General features: G+C 58.3%; 21 protein-coding genes. 10 read left to right on the top strand and 11 right to left on the bottom strand.

The window, feature by feature from the left end:
• Window positions 1-276: 276 nt before the first annotated feature.
• Together Q1B27_RS13770 and Q1B27_RS13765 are read right to left on the bottom strand one after the other, a co-directional pair.
• The gene (locus Q1B27_RS13770; RefSeq protein ID WP_299848367.1) at window positions 277-597 is read right to left on the bottom strand and encodes a cytochrome c; all 321 of its coding nucleotides are present in this window, start codon (window positions 595-597) and stop codon (window positions 277-279) included.
• 60 nt (window positions 598-657) lie between these two features.
• Window positions 658-1,896, bottom strand: a complete 1,239-nt coding sequence (locus tag Q1B27_RS13765) for a PQQ-dependent sugar dehydrogenase (protein ID WP_299848366.1) — start codon at window positions 1,894-1,896, stop codon at window positions 658-660.
• 426 nt (window positions 1,897-2,322) lie between these two features.
• On the opposite strand from Q1B27_RS13765, the gene Q1B27_RS13760 reads away from it, so the two are divergent.
• Window positions 2,323-3,252, top strand: coding sequence for a DMT family transporter (locus Q1B27_RS13760; protein ID WP_299848365.1), 930 nt, complete (start codon window positions 2,323-2,325; stop codon window positions 3,250-3,252).
• A 9-nt stretch (window positions 3,253-3,261) separates the two neighbouring features.
• On the opposite strand, the gene Q1B27_RS13755 is transcribed toward Q1B27_RS13760, so the two are convergent.
• Together Q1B27_RS13755 and Q1B27_RS13750 are read right to left on the bottom strand one after the other, a co-directional pair.
• Window positions 3,262-4,047, bottom strand: a complete 786-nt coding sequence (locus tag Q1B27_RS13755; RefSeq protein WP_299848364.1) for a GH25 family lysozyme — start codon at window positions 4,045-4,047, stop codon at window positions 3,262-3,264.
• Window positions 4,047-4,709, bottom strand: coding sequence for a DUF938 domain-containing protein (locus Q1B27_RS13750; RefSeq protein ID WP_299848363.1), 663 nt, complete (start codon window positions 4,707-4,709; stop codon window positions 4,047-4,049). The genes Q1B27_RS13755 and Q1B27_RS13750 overlap by 1 nt, the downstream gene beginning before the upstream one ends.
• A gap of 323 nt (window positions 4,710-5,032) precedes the next feature.
• Between Q1B27_RS13750 and Q1B27_RS13745 the strand changes: the two genes are divergently transcribed.
• From Q1B27_RS13745 to Q1B27_RS13735, 3 genes are all read left to right on the top strand, one after another.
• Window positions 5,033-5,674: a Hint domain-containing protein gene (locus tag Q1B27_RS13745; protein WP_299848362.1), complete on the top strand. Its 642-nt coding sequence runs from the start codon at window positions 5,033-5,035 to the stop codon at window positions 5,672-5,674.
• 284 nt (window positions 5,675-5,958) lie between these two features.
• On the top strand, window positions 5,959-6,273 hold the full coding sequence (locus tag Q1B27_RS13740; RefSeq protein ID WP_299848361.1) for a hypothetical protein: 315 nt from the start codon (window positions 5,959-5,961) through the stop codon (window positions 6,271-6,273).
• Window positions 6,266-7,462: an HlyD family secretion protein gene (locus Q1B27_RS13735; RefSeq protein ID WP_299848360.1), complete on the top strand. Its 1,197-nt coding sequence runs from the start codon at window positions 6,266-6,268 to the stop codon at window positions 7,460-7,462. The genes Q1B27_RS13740 and Q1B27_RS13735 overlap by 8 nt, the downstream gene beginning before the upstream one ends.
• Here the strand turns inward: Q1B27_RS13735 and Q1B27_RS13730 are convergent.
• Window positions 7,459-8,541, bottom strand: coding sequence for a serine protease (locus tag Q1B27_RS13730; protein WP_299848359.1), 1,083 nt, complete (start codon window positions 8,539-8,541; stop codon window positions 7,459-7,461). The genes Q1B27_RS13735 and Q1B27_RS13730 overlap by 4 nt on opposite strands.
• Window positions 8,542-8,625: 84 nt before the next feature.
• Here Q1B27_RS13730 and Q1B27_RS13725 point away from each other — a divergent pair, with 84 nt between their 5' ends.
• Entirely contained in the window at window positions 8,626-9,669 is a 1,044-nt protein-coding gene (locus tag Q1B27_RS13725; protein WP_299848358.1) for a hypothetical protein, read from the top strand.
• 55 nt (window positions 9,670-9,724) lie between these two features.
• Here Q1B27_RS13725 and Q1B27_RS13720 read toward each other — a convergent pair whose 3' ends face one another.
• Genes Q1B27_RS13720 through Q1B27_RS13705 form a run of 4 tightly spaced genes read right to left on the bottom strand, consistent with a single transcriptional unit; the run spans window position 9,725 to window position 14,397 of the window.
• The gene (locus tag Q1B27_RS13720) at window positions 9,725-10,798 is read right to left on the bottom strand and encodes a BMP family ABC transporter substrate-binding protein (protein WP_299848357.1); all 1,074 of its coding nucleotides are present in this window, start codon (window positions 10,796-10,798) and stop codon (window positions 9,725-9,727) included.
• A 33-nt stretch (window positions 10,799-10,831) separates the two neighbouring features.
• Window positions 10,832-11,752 (bottom strand): ABC transporter permease, encoded by a 921-nt coding sequence (locus Q1B27_RS13715; protein ID WP_299848642.1) that lies wholly within the window; start codon window positions 11,750-11,752, stop codon window positions 10,832-10,834.
• A complete protein-coding gene (locus Q1B27_RS13710) occupies window positions 11,752-12,834 on the bottom strand; it encodes an ABC transporter permease (RefSeq protein WP_299848356.1) in 1,083 nt (360 codons plus the stop codon). The genes Q1B27_RS13715 and Q1B27_RS13710 overlap by 1 nt, the downstream gene beginning before the upstream one ends.
• A gap of 45 nt (window positions 12,835-12,879) precedes the next feature.
• On the bottom strand, window positions 12,880-14,397 hold the full coding sequence (locus Q1B27_RS13705) for an ABC transporter ATP-binding protein (RefSeq protein WP_299848355.1): 1,518 nt from the start codon (window positions 14,395-14,397) through the stop codon (window positions 12,880-12,882).
• Window positions 14,398-14,842: 445 nt separating this feature from the next.
• Between Q1B27_RS13705 and dnaE the strand changes: the two genes are divergently transcribed.
• Together dnaE and Q1B27_RS13695 are read left to right on the top strand one after the other, a co-directional pair.
• A complete protein-coding gene (gene dnaE, locus Q1B27_RS13700) occupies window positions 14,843-18,370 on the top strand; it encodes a DNA polymerase III subunit alpha (RefSeq protein WP_299848354.1) in 3,528 nt (1,175 codons plus the stop codon).
• 128 nt (window positions 18,371-18,498) lie between these two features.
• Complete coding sequence (locus Q1B27_RS13695) at window positions 18,499-19,308, top strand: hypothetical protein (RefSeq protein ID WP_299848353.1); 810 nt, start codon at window positions 18,499-18,501, stop codon at window positions 19,306-19,308.
• Between the two features lies 1 nt (window position 19,309).
• Here Q1B27_RS13695 and Q1B27_RS13690 read toward each other — a convergent pair whose 3' ends face one another.
• Window positions 19,310-19,507: a SlyX family protein gene (locus Q1B27_RS13690; RefSeq protein ID WP_299848352.1), complete on the bottom strand. Its 198-nt coding sequence runs from the start codon at window positions 19,505-19,507 to the stop codon at window positions 19,310-19,312.
• Window positions 19,508-19,617: 110 nt separating this feature from the next.
• Between Q1B27_RS13690 and hisS the strand changes: the two genes are divergently transcribed.
• Genes hisS through hisG form a run of 3 tightly spaced genes read left to right on the top strand, consistent with a single transcriptional unit; the run spans window position 19,618 to window position 22,882 of the window.
• A complete protein-coding gene (hisS, locus tag Q1B27_RS13685) occupies window positions 19,618-21,105 on the top strand; it encodes a histidine--tRNA ligase (protein ID WP_299848351.1) in 1,488 nt (495 codons plus the stop codon).
• Window positions 21,105-22,190 carry an ATP phosphoribosyltransferase regulatory subunit gene (locus tag Q1B27_RS13680; RefSeq protein ID WP_299848350.1) on the top strand — a complete coding sequence of 362 codons (1,086 nt, stop codon included), beginning with the start codon at window positions 21,105-21,107 and terminating at the stop codon, window positions 22,188-22,190. The genes hisS and Q1B27_RS13680 overlap by 1 nt, the downstream gene beginning before the upstream one ends.
• A complete protein-coding gene (gene hisG / locus Q1B27_RS13675; protein WP_299848349.1) occupies window positions 22,187-22,882 on the top strand; it encodes an ATP phosphoribosyltransferase in 696 nt (231 codons plus the stop codon). The genes Q1B27_RS13680 and hisG overlap by 4 nt, the downstream gene beginning before the upstream one ends.
• A gap of 101 nt (window positions 22,883-22,983) precedes the next feature.
• Here hisG and Q1B27_RS13670 read toward each other — a convergent pair whose 3' ends face one another.
• Window positions 22,984-23,508, bottom strand: a complete 525-nt coding sequence (locus Q1B27_RS13670) for an outer membrane beta-barrel protein (RefSeq protein WP_299848348.1) — start codon at window positions 23,506-23,508, stop codon at window positions 22,984-22,986.
• Between the last annotated feature and the right edge of the window lie 268 nt (window positions 23,509-23,776).

Genomic DNA, 23,776 nt, shown 5'->3' with positions numbered 1-23,776 from the left:
TGTCGATCTGGATGGTCGTCCGCCGACTGCATATGAGACCTATGGGGAACTTGATAAGTCTGTGAGGGTAGTCGGGCGCGGTCCTGTTCCGGAGCCCGTGGTGCGCGCCGTGAAATCCTGTGGGTTTGCATGGAACGGAAATGATTCCAGGAGCATCTATAGCAACACAGTGCAAGCGCTCATGGGGGCGTCAACGCCGGAAGAGCCAGAGTAACTAGCGTCAAACGCTTTGCGGCAAGGGAAAAATCAGGCCGACCGGGACCTTTGCAGTGCAAATTACTCAGGTGCGACCACGGTGAATTCGATGGACGCGAACCATGCTGCCAGATCGCCGATGTCTTCATCGGTCAATGGTTCCACGATCAGGGTCATGCGCCGGTCCTCGCGGGCACCACTGCGATAATCCTTGAGGCTTTTTTCAAGATAGAAGGCGGATTGCCCGGCCAGGTTCGGGACTTCGGGGTCTTTTGAGACGCCGATCTTGCCGTGGCAGACTGAACATTGACGGGCGAGTTTCCGACCGTTTTCGATATCCGCTGCGAAGGCCGGGAGCGAGACGGACAGGGACACAAGAAGGAACACAGGCAGACGACACATGGCAGCTCCGATCAAGACGGGGAGGCTGGCACAGGTCAAACCCCGGCCAGCCCGTTTATGTTATTCGGAGTAGCTGATCCGGTAGATCGCGTTGGCGAAATCGTCCGATACCAGGATCGAGCCATCTTTCATCTGCGCAATATCGACGGGGCGTCCATCATATTCCCCGTTTTCGTCCATCCAGCCTTCGGCGAAGGGTTCGATAGAGGCGTTCCCTTCGTCATCTATGAACGTCACCATGACCCGTGCCCCGGCAGGTGTCGTGCGGTTCCATGACCCGTGCTGTGCCGAGAATATTGCGTTCTTGTATTTCTCGGGGAACATCTTGCCGGTGTAGAAGGTCATGCCCAGATCGGCGGCATGGGCGATGGTTTCGACCGCAGGGTGCACGACCTCGACCGGGACTTCCTGCCCGGCATATTCGTTGGTGCGTACCGTTCCGCCACCATACCAGGGATGGCCGAAATGCTGGCCCATCTCTGTCTGGCGGTTGATCTCACCCGGGGGGATGTCGTCACCCATACCATCGACCTGATTGTCGGTCCACCACAGCTCTCCGGTTTCGGGGTGGAAATCATGCCCGACCGAATTGCGCACGCCGTAGGTATAGACCTCGCGATTTGATCCGTCGCGATCCATGCGAATGATGCCGCCAATGCCGGTCTGGTTGTAAAGCTCAAGCTTTTCTTCGGGCGCGACGTTGAACGGTTGACCCAGCGAGATATAGAGCTTGTCGTCGGGCCCGACCTTGATCACCCGCGCGGTGTGGTTATAGCTTTCTTCCTCCACCGGGATCAGTTCGCCCTGCGGAACGATGGGAACAGCCACAACGTCGGGGCTTTCGTGAAAGAATTCCGCCGCCGGATAGAGCATCACGCGGTTCCGTTCGGCGATGTAAAGAAAGCCATCCTTGGTGAAGGCGACACCGTTGGGGACGTCAAATTCGAGGCTGGGGGCGAAATCCTTAACCTCGTCCGCAACGCGGTCGCGATTGCGGTCCATGACCGCCCAGACCTTGGATTTCTTGGTGCCAACAAAGAGCACGGTGCCCTGTGGGGCCATCGCCATATGGCGCGCGTCGGGCACCAACGCATAGAGTTCGATTTTGAACCCTTCGGGCAACGAGATGCCTTTGAGTACCTCGCGAATGCTGGCCGCCTCCGGTGCCTTCTGGTCGATATAGACATGGTCCTTGGTGCCAGTGACCTTGAATGCCCCCAGCTTTTCCAGATTTGTCTGGGACAGCGCGGGGGCCGCAAGAAGCCCGATCAGGGCGGTGGCACTTAACAGATATTTCATAATTCACTCCCTTGGTTTTCGTTTTTTGTAATGTTCAAACAAGGACGCAGGCGTCGTCGCGTCCGACACGAGAAACACGTATCATTTGCCAACAGTCACAAGCCCGCCCAGCGGATCACAAAGACCCGTTCAGGCGCCTGCGCAGGGGCAACTACAAGAGGTAAGACCGGTGAAATTCTGGCGCGGTAATGAACCTTCCTGTCTCAAACCTTGGCCAATATTCTCCGGAGAGGGCGCATTTGGCAATATTTTTTTACCAATTAGGGGATCTTATTCCACCTGAGGTTGCTGTTTTCGGGCAAATGTTCGCGCTTTGATTTGGTCATTTGTGCCCTAAATCCGGTGCCCCGCGCGCCCTTTGAGAGTGCGCCGACCCGGTGCAGGAAACGGGTCGTATTCAGGCGCAGGGCGTGTCACTAATCCGACATGACGCGCCCTGTCTCTCCGCCGATTACCGCTGCTGCCGCCGTGTTGCTGTTGATGCTCTCAACAGTTTGGGGCGCCTCGTTTTTTCTGGCCGAGGTGGCACTGACCGAGGTGCCACCGCTGACCATCACCCTGCACCGGGTGGCCTGGGCGGTGCCAATCCTGATCTGGGTGGTCTGGCGGCAGGGTATCGCCTGGCCGCGCAGCGTGACGATCTGGGGCGCGTATCTGGTGATGGGGGCGCTCAACAACGCCATTCCGTTTTCGCTGGTGTTCTGGAGCCAGAAATACATCGAAAGCGGCCTTGCCTCGATCCTTACCGGGACAACGGCGGTGTTCGGGGGGGTCGTCGCCGGCCTGCTTCTCAGAGATGAACCGCTGACGCTGGCCAGGATCGTCGGGGCGCTTTTGGGTCTGGCGGGGGTGGCTGCGATCATGGGGGCTGATCTGCTGGCCGGTCTTGATCCACGCAACATCGCCCAGTTGGCGGTGCTGCTGGCCGCTCTTTGTTATGCGCTGGCAAGTGTCTGGGCCAAGGTCAGGCTGTCGGGGCCGCCACCGCAGATGAACGCGCTGGGCATGCTGATGGGCAGCACGTTCTGGATGACACCGGCGGCGTTCATCGTGGATGGCCCGCCCAGCCTTGATCTTTCGGTGCAGGTCTGGGTGGCTTTGCTGGGGTTGGCGAGCTTTGGCACGGCCTTTGCCTACCTGCTTTATTACCGCATCCTGATCCGCGCTGGTGCCGCCAACCTGATGCTGGTCACCTTGCTGGTGCCGCCGATCGCCGTGGCGCTTGGCGCTGCCTTTCTGGAGGAAACACTGGGCTGTGAAGCCTGGATCGGATTTGCCCTGATCGCGTTGGGGTTGGTTGTCACCGATGGCAGGCTGTGGTCGACATGGGCCGATCGGCAAGACGGGCGGCGTTAGCGCGCGCCGTTATCGCCGCCGCGCTTTCAGCCAGGCGGTCCAGTTCGAGGCGCTGCCGCCAAAGGCATTCAGGTCAACCTCTTTGCCGATCCCGTCGATCACACCGGTGGCGCTATATTGCCAAAAGCTCCAGCTTTGGCCGGGATAGGCTTTGTCCAGTGTCTTGGCGGTGCTGCGCAGCCAGAACTCCTCACCCTTCAGCCGGTCGAGCCCGGCATCACGGTAGAATTGCGGTGTGGTGTAGATGATGGGACGCTGGCCATAGCGTCGCTCGACCATGTCCATGAAGATTTTCATCTGGCGCCGCACTTCCTTGGCTGGCGGGCGTTTGGTGCAGGTTGGTGAAAACGGGTTCCATTCCATGTCCAGGACCGGCGGCAGGGTGCCCCGGTTTCGAGGCACATTACGGATGAACCAGCGGGCCTGGGTTTCGGGCGGGGTGCAGAAATAGTAGAAATGGTAGGCCCCGCGCGGGATTCCGGCGCGCTTGGCCCCGCGCCAGTGTTCATTGAACAGCGGGTCAAGCAGATCGCCGCCTTCGGTGGCCTTCATGAAAACAAAGCTGACACCGGCATTTCGCGCCTTGCGCCAGTCGATCTCACCCTGGAACCGGGCCACGTCAATGCCATGTATCTGATATCGGTTCGGGCCGCGCCCTTTCCAGTCAACCGGATCGTTATCGCGGAATTTGACGGTTGCGGGCGTGCCGGCCTCGGCCTGAGTCTGGGCTGTGACGGGCAGGGCAAGGGTGCAGGCAAGAAGAATGGTGGTAAGGGTCGTTGAAAGTGAAGGCATCAGGGGGTCTCCGCAGGGCGTTCGCTGATCAGGGTCAGATTGTTGGCGGGCATGTCAACCGTGGCGATGACGCGCAGCCCGGAATCGGCCAGCCATCGCTGAACCGCACCGACATCCTTGTAGCCGATTTCCGGGTCGGCCGCACGCAGGCTGGCATCAAAGCTGGCATCTCCGTCCGAGACGGTAATGCCGTCGCGCAGGAATGGACCGTACAGGCAGAAGCGACCACCGGGGGCGAGCGCCCGGGCCACTTCGGTAATCAGTATGCGGGTCTCGGCGATGCTGATCAGGTGCAGCAGATTGACCAGCAGGATCAGATCCTGGTCGGCCTGGCAGACCGACCAGCCGGGGGTAGTCGCATCAAGTGGAATAGCGGGCAGGATATTGGGTATTTGCGCCGCCCAGCTGTTGATGCTGCCGCGGCGTGCTGCGTCGATTTCGCTGGGTTGCCAGGTCAGGGCGGGCAGGGCACGGGCCAACCCCGCCACATGCTGTCCGGTGCCGCTTGCGATCTCAAGCGCCTTGCCGCCCGAGGGGGCGTAACGGATCATGAGATCGATGATGGCCTGCGCATTGCGCGCGGCCGCCGGAGCATGCAGACGACCGTCATCCCCGGGCTCTGCAATGGAAGCCGTTTGCGGGAGGTGCCTGTGTCGGGTCATAGCTGCGCCGCCTTTCATATCACATCGCCAGCCTGTCACGGTCGCGGCGAAAGGAAAAGATCGGAAGTGGTTGCCTGTCAGATTCGGTCTACGCGCGATTTCCTGAAATTCTGTTGAGAAAAGTTGAAAAAAATTTTGGCTATCGCAATTTGAGCCGTTTTGAGTGGCGGGCGCAAAATCAAGTTATCATATTGAGTTATATGTCTTTTTATGGGTGCAAGCGCAGATGCGCGATGACTGTCACAATCTGTCCACACTCGTACCTAATTTCCGGCGCATTAACCTTGAAGTGTTAGGTCTGTAGGGAATTGGAGGTGTGGAATATGGGATTTGCGGCAGCGCTACCAACGGCAATGAAGACAGACAGACGTTATCTGACCGGACTATGTGGCGGCGCGAATGTGCGCACACCACTGGGTGCGCGCCATGTTGAAATCCTCCACCCCGGTGACATGGTTGTCACCCGCGATAACGGCTTGCAGCCGGTGCGCATGATCTGGAGCCGTACGGTCACTGCCGCCGAAATGCATGACCGGCCCGAGCTTGCGCCCATTCGTCTGAAGCCGCGCGCCGTGGGCCCGATGATGCCGGCCCGTGATCTGCGGATCGCCTGTGGGCACCGCGCCCTGATCCCCGGCTACCGGATTTCCGGTGTGGCCGATGAACAGCCCTGCCTGATGCGGGTCGGCGCCCTGGCCGATGCCAGCGATGAGGCGTTTGCCGACATGAGCGCGGAAAGCGTGACATTCTATAACCTGGTTTTCGACAATCACGAGGTGTTCTGCGCCGAAGGGTTGCCGGTGGAAAGTTTCCGGCCCTCGCCAAAGGCGATTGCCGAAATGGATGTTGCCGCGCGCGAAGAACTGTTTGACATTTTCCCGCAGATTTCGCCCAAGCGGTGCGCCTATCCGGGTCTGACCCACCCGACGGCGCAGGCGCGTGCGTATCGTCCTGATTGCGCCTGACGCGGGTTCGGGAACGTAGATAAAAGCGCGACAGAGGGCGCTCTAACAACCTGATTTTGCCTTGGTGTCCCAGGCTCAACCCCGTCACTGCTGATAAAGCGGTGCCGGGGTTTCTCATTCATGGCCCGCCAGGCCGGGATGCAGGTGAGGCGAAAACGAAATAGACTTTACAAACAACCCAAGTTAGCGTTTCCAAATTAATATTGATTTGGAAAGGTCTTTTTATGGCGTCCGAAAGCGGTCACGCGTCCCCGTCATGGTTTGTTGCCCCTGGTGAGTCAGATATGATGGCGTGGGTCGCCCTGGGTTTCCTGTGTCTGGCAATATACGGTGTTGTCATCCTTTACGCCGCGTTCGATCGCTGGGCCGAGCGCAAGTCGCATGGCACGCCGCTGGCCAAGACCATTCCGACCATGCTGACCATAGCCCTGCTCTATGAGATTTTCCCGCTTGGACATTTCAACATCCTGTTGCCGATCAGCGCGATCCTGATTGCGTTGATGGCGGACTGGACGCGCTTCCACCTGTATTCCGAGAAAACCGAACCTGCGGAGATGGCCGAACCGGCCACAAAATCGGAGGAGGCGCAAAATGTTTGAACTGATGTTCACCTCTTTCCCGGTCATCATCCGGTATTTCCAGTTGCGGCGCCGAGGCGAGGCGATGACCGTGTGGAACATGAAAACCGCCGTCGTCATCTGGGCGTTTCTGGCTTTTGCTCTGTTTCTGACAATCTTCTACTTCCACCCAAAATCCTATACCGGCGTGGTCCCGTTCCGGACCGTATCTGTCGTGGCCCAGACATCGGGCCCTGTCACCGAGGTGGCCGTGCAGAATGGGCAGCGGATCGAGCAGGGCGACCTGCTGTTTCGCATTGAAAACAGCACCCAGAAGGCGGCACTGGCGCAGGCTGAAGCAGAATTCGATCAGCTGAGGGCGGCCGAGGCCAAGGCCAAGGACGCGCTGATCGTTGCCGAGGCGGGTCTGTCGGAACAGCAGGCGTCGATGGAAAAGATCCAGATTGATCTGGACAACGCAATCACGCTTTTCCAGAAAAATGTGGGCACGCAGGACAAGGTGCGCCGGTTGGAGGCGTCGATGGCCGCGGCTAGGGCCGGGCTGGATACGGCGCAGGCACAGGTCGATCTGGCGCAAACGGATATCTCTCAGACCATTCCGGCACAGCTAAAGGTGATCGAGGCCGCCGTGGAAAGCGCCAAGGTCGAGCTTGCGAAGACCGAGGTTCACACGTTTACCGGCGGGATCGTGACACAGCTGGCGATGAGTGTCGGTAGCCCAGCGTCGAAACTGATCCTGAGCCCTGCCATGATGATCATTCCGGACCGGCCAAAGGACCTTCCGGTGCGCACCATCGCCGGGTTTTCACAAGTGGCAAGGGCAACGCTTTATGACGGGATGCCCGCCGAAATCGCCTGTGACAGCAACGTGAACATGTCTTTCCGCAATTCCGTCCTGCCCGCGAAGGTATTGGCGGTTCAGCCGGCCATCGCGGCGGGTCAGGTGGTGCCCGGGGGCAAGCTGATCGAGCCGAATAACATGGGGACCAGGGGATCGTTGCTGGTATATCTGGAATTGGAGCATCCCGAGCATGAGGCGATCATGCTGGATGGCAGCGGTTGCATCATTCAGACCTATACGAACAATCTGCCCGGTGTTTTTGGCCATGTGATTTCGGCGACCGGTGTGGTCAAGGCCGTGGGGCTGCGCCTGAAGGTATGGGGCGCGCTTATCTCGGGCGTTGGGCTGGGTGGAGGCGGCGGCCACTAGGTCGAATTTTCCACTCCGTGCAGTGCTGCCAACCTAGCATTTCGCGTGGCAAGCGGGCCTTGCCACAGTTTCAGCAGGGATTGACGGATCTGGTCTTGGTCATCGGGTAGATCGACCTTTTCCAGGAATTTCACGATTCTGGAGGCTCTGGTCCCTTCATTCGCGATCCAGTTGATCAATGTATCCTCTTCTTCCAACCGGCTTTCAGCGATGGCTTTTCCGTTCACATCGAGGACATTGCCATTTTTGTCCGTGGCAGGAATGGCCTGGTGATGCAGGGCGACGACCTCCCAGTGGGTATTGAAAACGGGAGCGCCAGAGCTGCCTTTGGCGGTATCGCCGCTATACCAGCAGAACGCATCGGCATCGGTGCCATTCTCTACCAGGATAAACGTGCTTTCATGCATGACGACGCGCTGCTGATCCCCCAATGGATGTTGAATGATGTTAATCGGATCGCCGATCAGGATTTTGCCCTCACGTCTGATCAACGGTAGCCACCCAAGATCGCTTAGCGCAATGCTGCCCGGCCCCTCGCGCAAAGCGACAAAGCAAAGGTCCAATGCTTCGTCTGCGACGAAAAACCTCTCGGGGTCGGCCATGTAGAGTTGGGAATTTCGGGGCGTGCCGATTGTATTGTCTTCGTAAAGAAATTCGAACAGCGCCGCGCTTGCCTGTGCCTGTTTCGACAGAACGTGGTAATTCGTCAGGACCACGCCATCGCCTACCAGAAAACCGGTGCCGGTGGTCAATCCATGGGTTATTTTGCAGACAGACCGGGCGGTTAGCAGTCCGATTTCGAGAAACTCCCCCGAAAGGATGTTGTTGCGCGGGCCGATATAGGCCTCTTTGCCAAGGTCTTTGTTGTAGGTGGTAACGCTATCTGCGGCATCTTGTTGATTTGCCATCTCTTCTTCGCGCTGCTGTGCCAGTTCACGTCGTTCTTCGCTTTCAACGTGATGACCCATGCGCTTGGCGATCATCTGTTTTGCTTTTTTGAACTTTGAGACGCGCGATCTTGCACGTTTCAGGCTGTCTTTTATGTCGGAAATACCGAGGTCGAGTGCTGAGATTGCCATTAAAATAGTCGCCAAAAAATTGAAAAAATGATATGAACACAGCATAAAACGATAGTTTTTCAAATCAAGTTTTTTGGAGGTCTCATGGAAAAGATCAGTTTCAAGGAGTGGGTCGAGCTGTCTGCCGATCTGAACCGCAGGGATGAATTTCTAAAATACTGCACGGTGATAAAGGGGCGTGGCGGGTTTGATTTCCGGGTCGTGCCAAACCGCGATCTGGTCGAGATGACCGGGGAAGAGGCCGAACTGGAAAATGCCATGGCGATTGGCAACAATGCCGAACGGGCCAGTCGCAGGCTGGGCTTTATCAAGGATCGCACCTTCTTTCCCAATCGGCCCGTGATCGTGAGTGAGGGGGATAGCTGGTTCCAGTTTCCGATCCTCATCAACGAGGTGGTCGACCATCTCAACCCCGATCACGCGATCCTGTCGCTGGGGGCGGCGGGGGATACGGCGGCCAATATGGTGCATGGTGATCTGACCGCGAAAGAGACCGAGTATATGGCCAACCTGCGGGCGCAGAAAAAGCACGTAAAGGCGTTTTTATTCTCGGCGGCGGGGAACGATATCATCGGCGAGGACCCGGTGACCAAGAAATCCGCACTGTTCGATATCATCCGGAATTTCAACGGTGATACCGATGATGTGTTGGGCCATATCAATGAGGATGTGCTGAACGATCGACTGGCGGCGTTGCGGGCGGCCTATACCAAGGTCGTCAGCGATGTGCGGGCCGAGCCGGGGCTGGAGGAGTTGCCGATCCTGATTCATGGCTATGACTACCCGTTCCCCTATCCCTGGGGTGCCGAAGAAAACCGCAGCCCGATCTATGCCAAGAATAATGAATGGCTGGGCGAGCCGCTGGACAGCCGCGGGTTTCCCCATGCCAGCGCATCACAACTTGCCCTGCGCCGCAATATCCTGATCAATCTGATCGACCGGCTTTATGACATGCTCAATGACGTGGCGGGCAATGCGCAGGTCTCAAACGTCTGGGTGGTCGATTGCCGCAATGTGCTGACGACGGTGCGCCACTGGAATGATGAAATTCACGGCACCAGCGCGGGGTTCAGGGAAATTGCCAAGCTATTCCGGCAGACATTGAATTCGGCACTGAAACTGTCCTGAGCGCGTGAAAAACCCCCGCTGCTGGGCGGGGGTTTCCGGTGCTTTGCGTCGGGTTTTATTGCGGAATGTCGCCTTCCAGCCCTTCGACATAGAAATTCATACCCGCCAGCGTGCCGTCATCGGCGGTCTCGCCCTCGGCCAGCCAGTCACTGCCATCCTGTTTTTTCAGTGGACCGGTGAAGGGATTGTATTCACCGCTGGCGATGGCGTCTTTCATGGCCAGTGCCTCGGCCTTTACATCGGCGGGGACGGCATCGCTGATCTCACCAATACCGACCATGCCGGCACCGATCCCGTCCCAGGTATTCACCGTCTCCCATGTGCCATCCATGACCGCCTGGGTGCGGGCGATGTAATAGGGGGCCCAGTTGTCGATGATCGAGCTGACGCGCGGCATCGGTGCATATTCGCCCATATCCGACGCCTGACCAAATGTGATCACGTTCCCGGCCTTTTCGGCGGCGGCCTGCGGCGCGGTGGAATCGGTATGTTGCAGGATCACGTCGGCACCCTGTTCAATCAGGGCGGTGGCGGCGTCTGCCTCTTTCGCGGGATCGAACCAGGTATAGGCCCAGATGATCTTGAACTCGACATCCGGGTTGACCTTCTTGGCGTGGATATAGGCCGAGTTGATGCCCCGGATCACCTCGGGGATCGGGAAGGAGGCGATATAGCCGACGATATTGGACTTGGTCATCTTGCCCGCGATATGGCCTTGCACAGCGCGACCCTCATAGAAACGTGCGGAATAGACCGACATGTTGGGTGCGGTCTTGTACCCGGTGGCGTGTTCGAATTTCACGTTCGGGAACTTGTTTGCCACGCTCAGGGTCGGCTCCATATAGCCGAAGGAGGTGGTAAAGATCAGGTCCGCGCCCTGCAGGGCCATCTGGGTGATGGCGCGTTCCGCATCGGCGCCTTCCGGCACGCTTTCCTGATAGACGGTTTCGACCTTGTCGCCAAAATGTTCCTCGACCGCGAGCCGGCCCTTGTCATGTTCATAGGTCCAGCCACCGTCACCGATGGGGCCGACATAGATGAAGCCCACCTTGGTCTTGTCCTGGGCGACGGCACTTGTCGCCAGCCCGAGGGCCAGCGCGGCGCCGGTCAGAAGGTTTGTCAGTTTCATATGGTTCTCTCCCTGTTTCGTTTGGTGCGGGCATCAGCCCGAGGCATGGAAGATGCGGCCAAGCGAGGCGGGCGCGCGCGAGCGGTCCGCCGACATGATGACCAGCACCAGAATGGTGATCAGATAGGGCGACATTGAAAGATACTCGACCGGAATATCAACCCCTGCTGCCTGAAGGTTAAGCTGCAAAACCGTGACGCCGCCAAAAAGATAGGCACCCAGCAGCACACGGCCCGCCTTCCAGCTGGCAAAGACCACGAGGGCAAGCGCGATCCAGCCCGCACCTGCGGTCATGCCCTCGGTCCATTGGGGCACGCGGATGAGGCTGATATAGGCCCCGCCCAGACCGGCGCAGGCACCGCCAAAGAGGATCGCCATGACCCGCACGCGCACCACCTTGTAGCCAAGCGCGTGGGCCGCATCGTGATTTTCGCCCACCGCCCGCAGCACCAGACCGCCGCGCGTGTATTTCAGAAACGCCCAAACCGCGACCACCAGCGCAAGGCCGACATAAACCATCACGTCATGGGCAAAAAGGATCGGGCCCAGCACCGGAATATCGCCCAGCAGCGGGATATCGAGCTTGGCCGTGGGCGGCGGTTTGATACCCACATAGCCCTGACCCATGAGCGAACTCAGCCCCAACCCGAATAGCGTCAGCGCGAGGCCGGAGGCGACCTGATTGGCCAGCGCGAACTGTGTGAGCAGGGCAAAAAGACATGACAGAAGTGCGCCACCCGCAGCGGCTGCCAGAAAGCCCAGCATCGGCGATCCGGTCTCGACCGCGACGGCAAAGCCGCAGATCGCCCCGGTGATCATCATCCCCTCGACGCCAAGATTCAGCACGCCCGCGCGCTCGACCACCAGTTCGCCAAGCGCCGCGATCAGGATCGGCGTCGCGGCGACCATCAGCGAGGCCAGCAGCAGGATCGGGTTGATCGAAGACAGATCCATCATGCGGCCTCCGTTGATGTCAGCCAGACGCGGTAATTGGTCAGCACGTCCACCGCCAGCAGGAAAAAGAGCAACATCCCCTGGAACAGCTGGATGGCAGCGGCGGGCAGGCCGAGGTTGGATTGCGCGATCTCACCACCGATATAGGTCAATGCCATCAGGAGACCCGCGAGCATAATGCCCACCGGATGCAGGCGCCCCAGAAAGGCGACGATGATGGCGGTGAAGCCATAGCCCACATTGAAATCAATGCTGATCTGGCCCGTCGGGCCCGAGACCTCAAACATGCCCGCCAAACCGGCCAGCGCACCCGAAGCTCCGAGGCAGAAAAGGATCAGAAGGCGGGGGCGAACACCTGCGAACCGGGCGGCACGCGGGGCCTGACCAGTCAGGCGAATGTGATAGCCCAATATGTGCCGGTTGAGCAGGATATAGGCGAAGATCACCGCGACTAATGCGGCGACGACACCCCAGTGCATGCCCGATCCGGTAATGATTTCCGCGTTATGGGCGGAGGGGTATTGTTGCAGGTTGCGGCTACCGGGAAAGCCGAATCCTTCGGGGTTTTTTAACGGGCCAAGCGCCATCGCCGCCAAAAGCTGCTCGGCAACGTAGACCAGCATCAGCGACACCAGGATTTCATTGGTGCCAAAGCGGACTTTTAGCAGCGCCGGGATCATCGCCCAGGCCCAGCCGCCAAGCGCCCCCGCCAGCACCATCAGCGGGAAGATCACCCAGCTTTCCGTCGGGTAGAAGGCCAACCCGACGGCAGCGCCGCAGATCGCGCCGATGATATATTGGCCCTCGGCCCCGATGTTCCAGATGCCCGCGCGGAACCCCAGGCTGAGGCCGATGGCGATCAGCACCAGCGGCGCGCCTTTGACTAGAAGCTGCGGCCGGTAGTAAAAGGAAAACTCGCCAAAAATCGGTTCCCAGAAGATCGTCCGTATCGCCTCGATCGGCGGTTTGCCAAGCGCGCCGAAGAGCAACCCCCCGGCAATCATCGTGACCACCACCGCGATCAGCGGTGTGAGCCAGGACCAGAACGCCGAGGGCTGTGGGCGCTTTTCAAGCCTCAGCATGCCGGCATCCCTTCAACTTTCCAAAAGTATTGAAAGTCCAGTGGTTTACACATGCGCCACCTCCATCCCGTGCGCGCCGCCCATCATCAAGCCGATCTCATCAACGCTAAGCCCTTGCGCGGGGCGAATATCAGACAACCGCCCCTCGTTCAGCGCGCAGAAGCGATCAGAGATTTCCATCAGTTCATCAAGATCCTGGGAGATGCAGATCACCGCCGTGCCGCCTGCTGCCAAATCCAGCAGCGCCTGCCGGATCGACGCAGCAGCCGCCGCGTCCACGCCCCAGGTTGGCTGGTTGACGACCAGCACCTCGGGGCGCTGCAACACTTCGCGACCGATGACGAATTTTTGCAGGTTGCCGCCGGAGAGGGAGCGCGCGGCATTGTCGGGTCCGGGTGTTCGCACGTCAAATTCTTCGATTATCTTTTTTGCGAAGCTGCGCGTGTCGGCCCATTTCAGAAATCCCCGGTTCATCAGGTTTTCACGCTGCGCGCCGGTCAGCAGGGCGTTTTCGATCAGGCTCATATCCGGGGCAGCGGCGTGGCCAAGACGTTCCTCTGGCGCGCTCAGCAGCCCCATCTCTCGCCGCGCGGTCGGACCCATCCGCCCGATCGGCTCGCCTTTTAGCTTGATCGCTTCGGCGTCGCTTTGCAATTCGCCGGAAAGTGCGCCCAGCAATTCGTCCTGCCCGTTGCCCGCCACCCCGCCAATGCCGAGGATTTCGCCTTCCTGCACGGTGAAGTGGATGTTCTTGAGCGCGGTGCCGAATTCTCCGGGGGAGTTGAGCGACAACCCGGTCACATCCAATGCGACTTCGCCAAGATCGCGGCCTGCGCGGGCAGGGGCCTCGAAAGCGCTGCCCACCATCATTTCGGCCATCTCGCGGGCCGAGGTGTCACGCGGGATACAGGTGCCCACGTTCTTGCCCAATCGCAGGATGGTGGCGTGATCGCAAAGCGCCCGGATTTCTTCGAGCTTGTGCGAAATGTAAAGGATTGCCACCCCTTCCGAGGTCAGCTTGCGCAACGTGGCAAAGAGGATTTCAACCTCCTGCGGGGTCAGCACGCTGGTGGGTTCATCCATGATCAGCAGCTTCGGATCCTGTAAGAGACAACGGATGATCTCGACCCGCTGGCGTTCGCCGGCGGACAGGTCACCCACCATCCTGTAGGGATCAAGCGGCAAGCCATAGGTTTCGGACACGTCGCGGATGCGGGTGGCCAGATCGCCTTGTTTCGGCGGGTTCTCCATCCCGAGCGCGACATTTTCAGCAACGTTCAGCGCATCGAAAAGTGAAAAATGCTGGAACACCATCGCCACGCCCGCCACGCGGGCCACCCGGGGTTCTGATGGTGCAAAAAGTGCGCCTTTCAGGGTCATGGTCCCGCTGTCGGGCTTGACCAACCCGTAGATCATTTTCACCAGTGTCGATTTTCCCGCACCGTTTTCCCCCAACAGCGCGTGCACCTCGCCGACGCCGATTTCGAACGACACGGTGTCATTGGCGACCACGCCGGGATAGGCCTTGGTCAGCCCATTGATCGTCAGCAGGTTTTCGGTCACGTATTGTCCCTTTCCGGCAATGACATCACGAAGCCGCAGGCGCGGATTGGTCCGGCTGCGTCTGGTGTCTCTACTGTTTCCCCACTCAGCAGAAAGGATGTTGTCATTGCGTAAATTCCGCCGCCATACCTCCGCCTTTTTATGCGCGTTCCCCGATGCGGCGTAGAGAAACACTGGCTTTTCCCGGGTACAAGGCTACGCGGGCGCATCCCCTTTTGGCAAGCACTGGATCAGTCGACGTAAAATCAATATGTTGTTGATTGCCGCATTGCCGTCACGTTGGAAAAGATGCGCGAAATCAAAGTGTTTCGGGATTTTGCGCGGCATTAACCCGTTATGTTTGCAAGTCTTTACAATTCAGCCTGAAAATAACCGGTCACGGAGTGAATGAAATTGCGAAGAGAAGGGATGGTGACACGACCAGCCCTGACATAGGATGCCGCCTATGAGCAGCCAACCCCGATTCATCCATCTTCGCCTTCATACCGAATATTCCCTGTTGGAAGGGGCTGTGCGGCTGAAAAAACTGCCCAAGCTTTGCGCCGATGCCGGTATGCCCGCCGTTGCCGTGACTGACACCAACAACATGTTCTCGGCCCTGGAATTTTCTGTCACTGCCAGCGGGGCGGGCATTCAGCCGATCATGGGGTGCCAGGTCGATTTTGGTGTGGCGCAGGTGGCCCCGGGCGAGAAGGCCCAGCCGCCCGCGCCGCTGGTTCTGCTGGCGCAGAATGAGCGTGGGTATGAGAACCTGATGAAGTTCAATTCCTGTCTCTACCTGCGCGGGGATGGGCAGTTGCCACATGTCACACTGGCCGATCTTGAAGCCCATGCCGAGGGTGTGATCTGTCTTAGCGGCGGGCCGGACGGACCTGTCGGGAGGTTGTTACAGGCGGGGCAGCATCCAGCGGCTGAAGCATTGATGCGCGGGCTGCACGCAGCCTTTGGTGACCGGCTCTATGTGGAGTTGCAACGTCATCCCGGAGAGGATGGTGCGCCCGAGGCCGAGCGGCTGACCGAGCGGGGTTTTGTCGAAATGGCTTACGGTATGGGCCTGCCGTTGGTGGCCACCAACGATGTCTATTTTCCCAAGGCCGAGATGTACGAGGCGCATGATGCGATGATCTGCGTGGCGGAAGGCGCCTATGTGGATCAATCCCAACCGCGCCGCCGCCTGACCAGCCAGCATTACCTGAAATCGCCTCAGGAAATGGCGACACTCTTTGCCGACCTGCCGGAAGCGATTGAAAATACGGTCGAAATCGCAAAGCGTTGCGCCTTTGGGACCTATCGTCGTGATCCGATCCTGCCGAAATTCGCTGATGACGAAGTGGACGAGCTGCGCCGGCAGGCCGAGGTCGGATTAAAGGAACGGCTGAGGGTCATTCCGCACGCAGCGTCGGTAGAGGAATATGAGAAGCGTCTGGAATTTGAGCTGGGCATCATCGAAGGCATGGGCTTTCCTGGCTATTTCCTGATCGTTGCCGATTTCATCAAATGGGCCAAGGATCATGATATCCCGGTCGGGCCGGGGCGGGGCTCGGGCGCGGGTAGCCTTGTGGCCTATGCGCTGACGATCACCGACCTCGATCCGCTGCGCTATTCCCTGCTGTTCGAGCGGTTTTTGAACCCCGAACGGGTTTCGATGCCCGACTTTGACATCGACTTCTGTATGGATCGCCGCGAAGAGGTGATCCAATACGTGCAGGAAAAATATGGCCGCGACAAGGTGGGCCAGATCATCACCTTCGGCGCGCTTCTCAGCAAGGCGGCGGTGCGTGATCTCGGGCGGGTCTTGCAGATGCCCTATGGGCAGGTTGACCGGCTTTCCAAGATGATCCCGGTGGAGGGTGTCAAACCCGTCAGCATCGAACAGGCACTGGCGCAGGAAGACCGCCTGCGCGAAGAGGCTCGGAACGAAGAGGTTGTGGACCGGTTGCTGAAATACGGCATGCAGGTCGAAGGGCTGCTGCGCAATGCGTCGACCCATGCCGCCGGTGTGGTGATTGGCGACAGGCCGCTGGATGCGCTCGTACCGCTTTATCAGGATCCGCGTTCCGACATGCCCGCCACCCAGTTCAACATGAAATGGGTCGAACAGGCGGGTTTGGTTAAATTCGACTTTCTGGGGCTGAAAACCCTGACCGTCATCCAGAACGCCATCGAACAGATCCACGGCGAGGGGCGCGACCTGCATATCGCCGCCGATGGCAGCACGATTTACGAACCGGCGCCGGGGGCTGAAAACCAGATCAACGCGATTCCGCTGGATGATGACGAAACCTACAAGCTTTATTCCCGCGCCCAGACGGTGGCAGTGTTCCAGGTGGAAAGCTCGGGCATGATGGATGCGCTCAAGCGGATGAAGCCCGATTGCATAGAGGATATCATCGCGCTTGTGGCGCTCTATCGCCCCGGTCCGATGGAAAATATTCCGAAGTTCTGCGAGGTGAAGAACGACCTCTCGGATCGCGAAACGCTGCATCCGTCGATTGATCACATTCTGGACGAGACCCAAGGCATTATCGTCTATCAGGAACAGGTGATGCAGATCGCCCAGGAGATGGCCGGGTATTCGCTGGGTGGTGCCGACCTGCTGCGCCGGGCGATGGGGAAGAAAATCCAGGAGGCTATGGACGCTGAACGGCCCAAGTTCATCAAGGGCGCCAAGGAAAATGATGTCGATGACAAGACCGCGCTTGAGGTTTGGAACCTGCTCGACAAGTTCGCCAATTATGGCTTCAACAAATCGCATGCCGCAGCCTATGCGGTTGTCAGCTATCAGACCGCCTGGCTGAAGACCAATCACCCGGTTGAATTCATGGCCGGGGTGATGAACTGCGATATTCATCTGACCGACAAGCTGGCAGTCTATTTCGAAGAGGTGAAAAAAGGCCTTGATCTGCCTTATGTGCCACCTTGCGTGAACCGGTCAGAGGCGACCTTTATGGTCAAGGGCGGAGCGCTGCATTACGGGCTTGGCGCGCTCAAGAATGTCGGTGTTGAGGCGATGAAACTGATCACCGATGCACACCGCGAAGGAGAGCAGGATGGTGCCAAGGCAGAAAAATCTTTTGTCACGTTATTTGATTTCGCGCGGCGGGTTGATCTGAAGCGGATCGGCAAGCGACCGCTGGAAATGCTGGCGCGGGCAGGCGGGTTTGACGAGTTGGACCGCAATCGCCGCCGTGTCTTTGATAGTGTTGAACGGCTGATGAACTATTCTGCCGCGATTTTCGAACAGAAGAATTCCAACCAGGTGTCGCTGTTTGGCGAGGCGGGAGATGACCTGCCCGAGCCACGGTTGGCCCCGGTCGAGGATTGGCTGCCTGCGGAACGGTTGACCGAGGAATTCAAGGCCGTGGGGTTCTACCTGTCGGGGCACCCCCTGGACGATTACATGACTGTCCTGAAGCGCAAGGAGGTCAAGACTCTGGATGAGGTAATGGTAAAGGCCGAACGCGGGGCCTGTGTTGTCAAGATGGCAGGTGTCGTTGCCGGTCGGCAAGAACGGAAATCAGCCCGTGGAAATCGCTTTGCCTTTGTGCAACTCAGCGACACGACCGGCGGGTACGAGGTGACGATGTTCTCGGACGCGCTGGAGAAATCCCGGGAATTTCTTGATACAGGGTCGCAGGTTGTTATTACCATCGAAGCGACGATGGAGAGCGAACAGTTGAAATTGCTGGCGCGCTCGGTCCAGCCGATCGACGGGATTGTCGCGGATGCCGGTGCTTTGGGCTTGCGGATATTCGTCGACACGCCCGAGGTGATCCCGTCAGTGGCAAGCGTGCTTCAAAATGCGGCTGGAACAGTTAAAAATGCCGGACATGGCCCAATATTATTTTGCCTTATGAACAATGATTTGCCTGGTGAAGTTGAAGTGAATTCCGGGCAGGATTTCCCAGTTAATCCGCAAATCAAGGGCGCAATCAAAAGCCTGGACGGCGTGGTAACCGTCGAAGAAATCTGACGGGTGCGACCGGCAAGAGCAGGCTCATTTTGCCGCCTATACCTTCGTAGACTGGACCTGCAACCGGCACCTGCGCTATTCAGCCCATGCGTTAAAAGTTAACGGTTCGCTGGTTTCGGGGGGAATTTGTGAGATTTTTTGCTGCATTGACTGTTGCAACGCTGTTGGCTGGCTGCGGCGATCCGATGGCGACGATGCCGCGCCTTGCCGATGCGGATATCCCTCAGGATACGACAGCGCTGAGCGTGATGCCTGACCCTGCAACCGAAAAAGACGAGCAAGGCGGGTTCTTTGCGCGCCTGTTTCCAAAAGCGGCAGAGGCAGCACGCAATGGCGATGCAAATGTGACTGATCGCACCGGCAACGACCAAAAATTACCGCCGGAAGCTTTCGGTGTAAAATCCGACGTGTCACAAGACACCGGTAATCCGGGCAGCGTCGCCAGCCGCACTGTACCGACTGTCGGCCGTTCTGTCGTATTGCCCTATGGCAAAATCGCCCGTGTCTGCGACATGCCCAAACGAGCGTTGGGCAAGAAAGTGGCACAGCACCCTGAAAAGCGCCGGCGCTATGTGCTGCATGATAGCGATCCGGGCAATACAGCGCCGCATACTTTCTATCTGACAGGGTTTGATGATGGCTGTGCCCGTCAATTCACCGCATCGGTGGCAATATTCGGATCGGTCGGTATGCATGAACAATTGCGCTATGGCCTGCCAGCCGACGTGCAGCCCTACAGCGATACCGACAAAGCCTATGAGAAATTGAAATCGCGCGTTTGTGGCGTGCGGCGCAAAAAGCCCTGCGGCAGCAAAATAGGCAGGTTGGAAAACGACACCGTTTTTCTGAGTATCTATGAGAATTTCGGCGGCAATCAGCGCTGGTCGAACCTGCTGTTACACAGCGGTCGCGTACTGGCGCAGGATATCAAGGGGTGATCTACCAGTGCGGCGGGCGTTCGTCTCCGCCCATCACGACTTGCCCGCCCAGATTGGCCTCACGTTCGGCCTCTCGTTCCATCAACATCTGAACGCGGCGCGTGAGCATCGTGATTTCGGTTTCCTGCCGGGCGATAACATCTGAAAGATCATCGACTGTCTTTGTCAGGTGGGCGATCTGTTCTTCTAGTCGTCTCATGCCTCTGATTTAAAGGTTAACACTCGCGCTGGCAACCACGCCGCCGCTTGCCCCCGCGCGGCCCATCCGATAGACCGCGCCGCAAAGACCAGCCGCAAGGAAAATGCCCCATGGCAAAGGACAAGAAGCAACCCCGCCCCAAGGCCGAAACGCCCAAGGGTTTCCGCGATTATTTCGGTGCCGAAGTGTCAGAGCGCGCGGCCATGCTGCACGCCATCGCCGGGGTTTATCATCGCTACGGCTTTGATGCGTTGGAAAGTTCTGCCGTGGAAACGGTGGAGGCTTTGGGTAAGTTCCTGCCCGATGTCGATCGCCCGAACGCGGGGGTTTTCGCCTGGCAGGAAGACGCGGAGGGCGACAAGCCCGGAGACTGGCTGGCGCTGCGCTATGATCTGACTGCACCGCTGGCACGGGTTTATGCGCAGCACCGCAATGATCTGCCGACACCCTATCGCCGATATGCGATGGGGCCGGTCTGGCGCAACGAAAAGCCCGGCCCTGGGCGATTCAGGCAGTTTTATCAGTGCGATGCCGATACGGTCGGTACCGCCAGCATGGCCGCCGACGCCGAGATTTGCGCCATGCTATCCGACACGCTGGAGGCAGTTGGCATTCCCCGTGGTGACTATCTGGTGCGCGTCAATAATCGCAAGGTGCTGAATGGTGTGCTGGAGACGATGGGGCTGACCAACGATGCCGAGCGGGATGCCGTTTTGCGGACCATCGACAAGTTCGACAAGGTGGGTGAGGCAGGCGTTCGTGAGCTACTTGGCAAGGGTCGGCTTGATACCTCGGGCGCCTATATTGACGGTGTTGGGCTGAGCGATGATCAGGCTGGTCCTGTTCTTGCGTTCCTGACGTCTAAAGGTGCGAATGCGGCAGCAACGCTGAACAATCTTCGCGGCGCGATCGGTGTATCGGCCATTGGTGCAGAAGGGGTTCAAGAGCTTGAATCCATTGCCGATCTCCTGACGGCCCAAGGGTATGGCCCGGACCGGATCGAAATTGACCCGTCGGTCGTGCGCGGGCTTGGCTATTACACTGGTCCTGTGTTCGAGGCCGAACTGACGTTCGAGATTTTCGACGAGAAAGGCCGTAAGCGGCAATTCGGGTCGGTCGCGGGTGGCGGGCGTTATGACGATCTGGTCAAGCGGTTCACCGGGCAGGCTGTGCCCGCGACGGGTGTTTCGATCGGGGTTGACCGGCTGTTGGCTGCGTTGCGCGAAAAGGGCGGGATCGGCGGCAGCGCGACAGGCCCTGTGGTTGTCACCGTCATGGATCGTGATCGCATGGCCGATTATCAGGCCATGGTCGGCGAATTGCGGGCGGCGGGTATCCGGGCCGAGGTTTATCTGGGCAATCCGAAGAATTTTGGCAATCAGCTTAAATATGCGGATCGGCGCAATTCTCCGGTCGCGGTGATTGAAGGCGGCGACGAAAAGGAAAAAGGCATTGTCCAGATCAAGGATTTGATCCTTGGCGCAAAGATCGCTGAAAATGCCACGCTTGAAGAGTGGAAGGAACGGCCAAGCCAGTTCGAAGTACCTCGTGCCGATCTTGTTGCCAGAGTGCGGGAAATTCTGGACGGGCAGGGCTGATGCCGGAAAAAGCGGCGATCCGGGCCGAGGCCGCGCGACTGCGGGGCGCGTTCGAAGCAGCGGGCGCGTTGCCGGTCGAAACCTCGATCTTGCAACCGGCCGAGGTGTTGCTTGATCTATATGGCGAGGATATTCGCGGTCGGGCGTACGTGACCTCGGACGCATTGCGTGGCGAGCAGATGCTGCGCCCGGATTTCACCGTACCGGTGGTGCAAATGCATATGGCCCACGGGGCCGAGCCCGCGCGGTATACCTATGCGGGTGAAGTCTTTCGACGCCAGGAAGATGACCCCGAGCGCGCCAATGAATACATGCAAGTGGGCTATGAGATTTTCGAGCGTCGTGCGCCTGCGGCGTCAGACGCTGAGGTCTTCACATTGTTTTTCGAATTGCTGGCACCTTTGGGGTTGCGTGCAGCAACGGGTGACATTGGCATTCTGATGGCTGCGGTCGATGGGTTGAAGACAAGTGACCGACGCAAAATGGCGCTGCGCCGCCATATCTGGCGCCCGCGCCGGTTCCGCGCGTTGATGGACCGGTTTTCCGGGCGTGCGCCCGTGCCTGATAGCCGTGCGGCCTTGTTAGCGTCGCGTGACCCGATGGCGGGGCTTGCCCCACTGATCGGGCTGCGTAGTGAGGTCGAGATAGCAGCGCGGATCACCGCTTTGCGTGAAGATGCCGCCACACCGCCGATCTCGGATAACGAGGTGGCATTGATCGACGCCGTGCTGGAGGTTCGCGAGACAAGCAATTTCGCTCTTGAGCGGTTACGCGACATTGCCGTGGATATGCCCGCTATTCTTGGGGCCGTCGATCGTTTGGCGGCACGGCTTGATGTGCTGAGCGCGCGAGGGATCGACATCGAGGCGCTGGATTTTGAGGCCTCTTACGGGCGTACGCAAATGGAATATTACGATGGGTTCGTGTTTGGCTTTCATGCACCCTCGCGTCCTGACTTGCCGCCCGTAGCCAGTGGCGGGCGGTACGATGCGCTGACCCGGCATTTGGGGCAGGGCCGCGAGATCCCCGCAGTGGGCGGTGTCATTCGTCCAGGTCTTGTGGTGACGCTTGGGGGGCACTCATGAGCATCAAGCTGGGCGTGCCGTCCAAGGGGCGGTTGATGGAAAAAACCTTTGACTGGTTCAAAGTGCGTGGCGTGACATTGGGCCGGTCCGGGTCTGATCGTGAATATGCGGGTTTTGTCGGCGGGGTGGAGAATGTCGAACTTGTCTTGCTGTCCGCCGGAGAGATCCCTCGTGAACTGGCAGCAGGGCACATTCACCTGGGCGTGACCGGTACTGATCTGGTGCGCGAAAAGCTGGGGGTGTGGAACTCATCTGTGAAGGAGCTTGCACCGCTTGGCTTTGGTCACGCCGATCTGGTGCTTGCGGTGCCTGCGGCCTGGGTTGATGTCAGCACGTTGGATGATCTTGATGCGGCAGCGGCAGCGTTTCGTCAGGTGCATGGGTTTAGGCTAAGAATAGCGACGAAGTATCATCGTCTTGTGCGGGATTTTCTGCGCGATCAAGGGGTGGCCGACTATCAGCTTGTCGATAGTCAGGGTGCGACCGAAGGCACGGTAAAGTTCGAAACTGCCGAAGCTATTGCGGATATCACGTCTACAGGGGATACGTTGCGGGCCAATCATCTGAAAATGCTTGAAGATGGTTTGGTACTGAAATCTCAGGCGACGCTATTTGGATCAAGTGTTGTGCCGCTTGAAGGAGCGGACCGGGAAACGATGCAGGAATTGACCCGGTTGTTGCAGGTCGATTGAACACAGGTATCGTCCCGTTCGGGCGCCCGCCCAACCCTCCCTGTCCGCCCTCACGGGACGATGCGCCATTAGGCGCCAGCAGGTTTAAAAAGAGGGAAGGTTCAGAAGCGGAACGTTCCGCGCACCTGAACCGTTGTTGCGTCGATATCTGCGGGCGTAGAGTTGAAATTGTCAAATTCGTGATAGAGAACTTCTCCGCCGACGCTGAAATTTGGTGCCAGCAGATGTTCATATCCAGCCCCAATGAAATACCCGTCATCATCACCCAGAACATCGGTGTCGGCATTGGCATAACCAGCGGTACCATAGGCCAGCCCCCGGCCAATCTTGTATCCACCGCGAAATTTTATCCGCCAGACTTCTTCGAGATCGGCCGTTTGACCCAGACCGATATTGGCAAAATCCAAGTCCGCACCCAGGCCAAGAACCCACGCGCCGATATCCCAGTCATACCCACCGACGATCCCGGCAATGAATCCATCACCATTGGCACCGACGATATTGCTATCGACATTGGCAAATCCCAATTGCGCGCCGACATAGGCGCCAGACCAATCATGCGATTGGGCCAGGGCAGATCCTGACAGCAGCATGGTCGTAACAAACACAACAAATTTCTTTTTCATAACAGGTATCCTTTTTCACAACCGAGCGCACCGGATCTGCTGATGCGTTGTTGCGAAGCTGGTAATCTGAACAGAACTCAAATTAAGTAATGAAACGAGTATATCATACAACTGAAAAGTAACCCGCATTTGTTCAATAGGCTGTGAAAGTTGTGCTAAATTTGGAGTTTTTCTATTGAAGGGTGCTATTAAAAAGAAGAATAATTATTTATTTACAAATACCTAATGTGTTTGGTTCATGTAGGCTGCTCCATAGATTTTTGCCGAG

The sequence above is a fragment of the uncultured Roseovarius sp. genome (assembly GCF_947489715.1).
Classification (GTDB): Bacteria; Pseudomonadota; Alphaproteobacteria; order Rhodobacterales; family Rhodobacteraceae; genus Roseovarius.
This window is presented reverse-complemented; position numbering and strand designations above follow the sequence as displayed.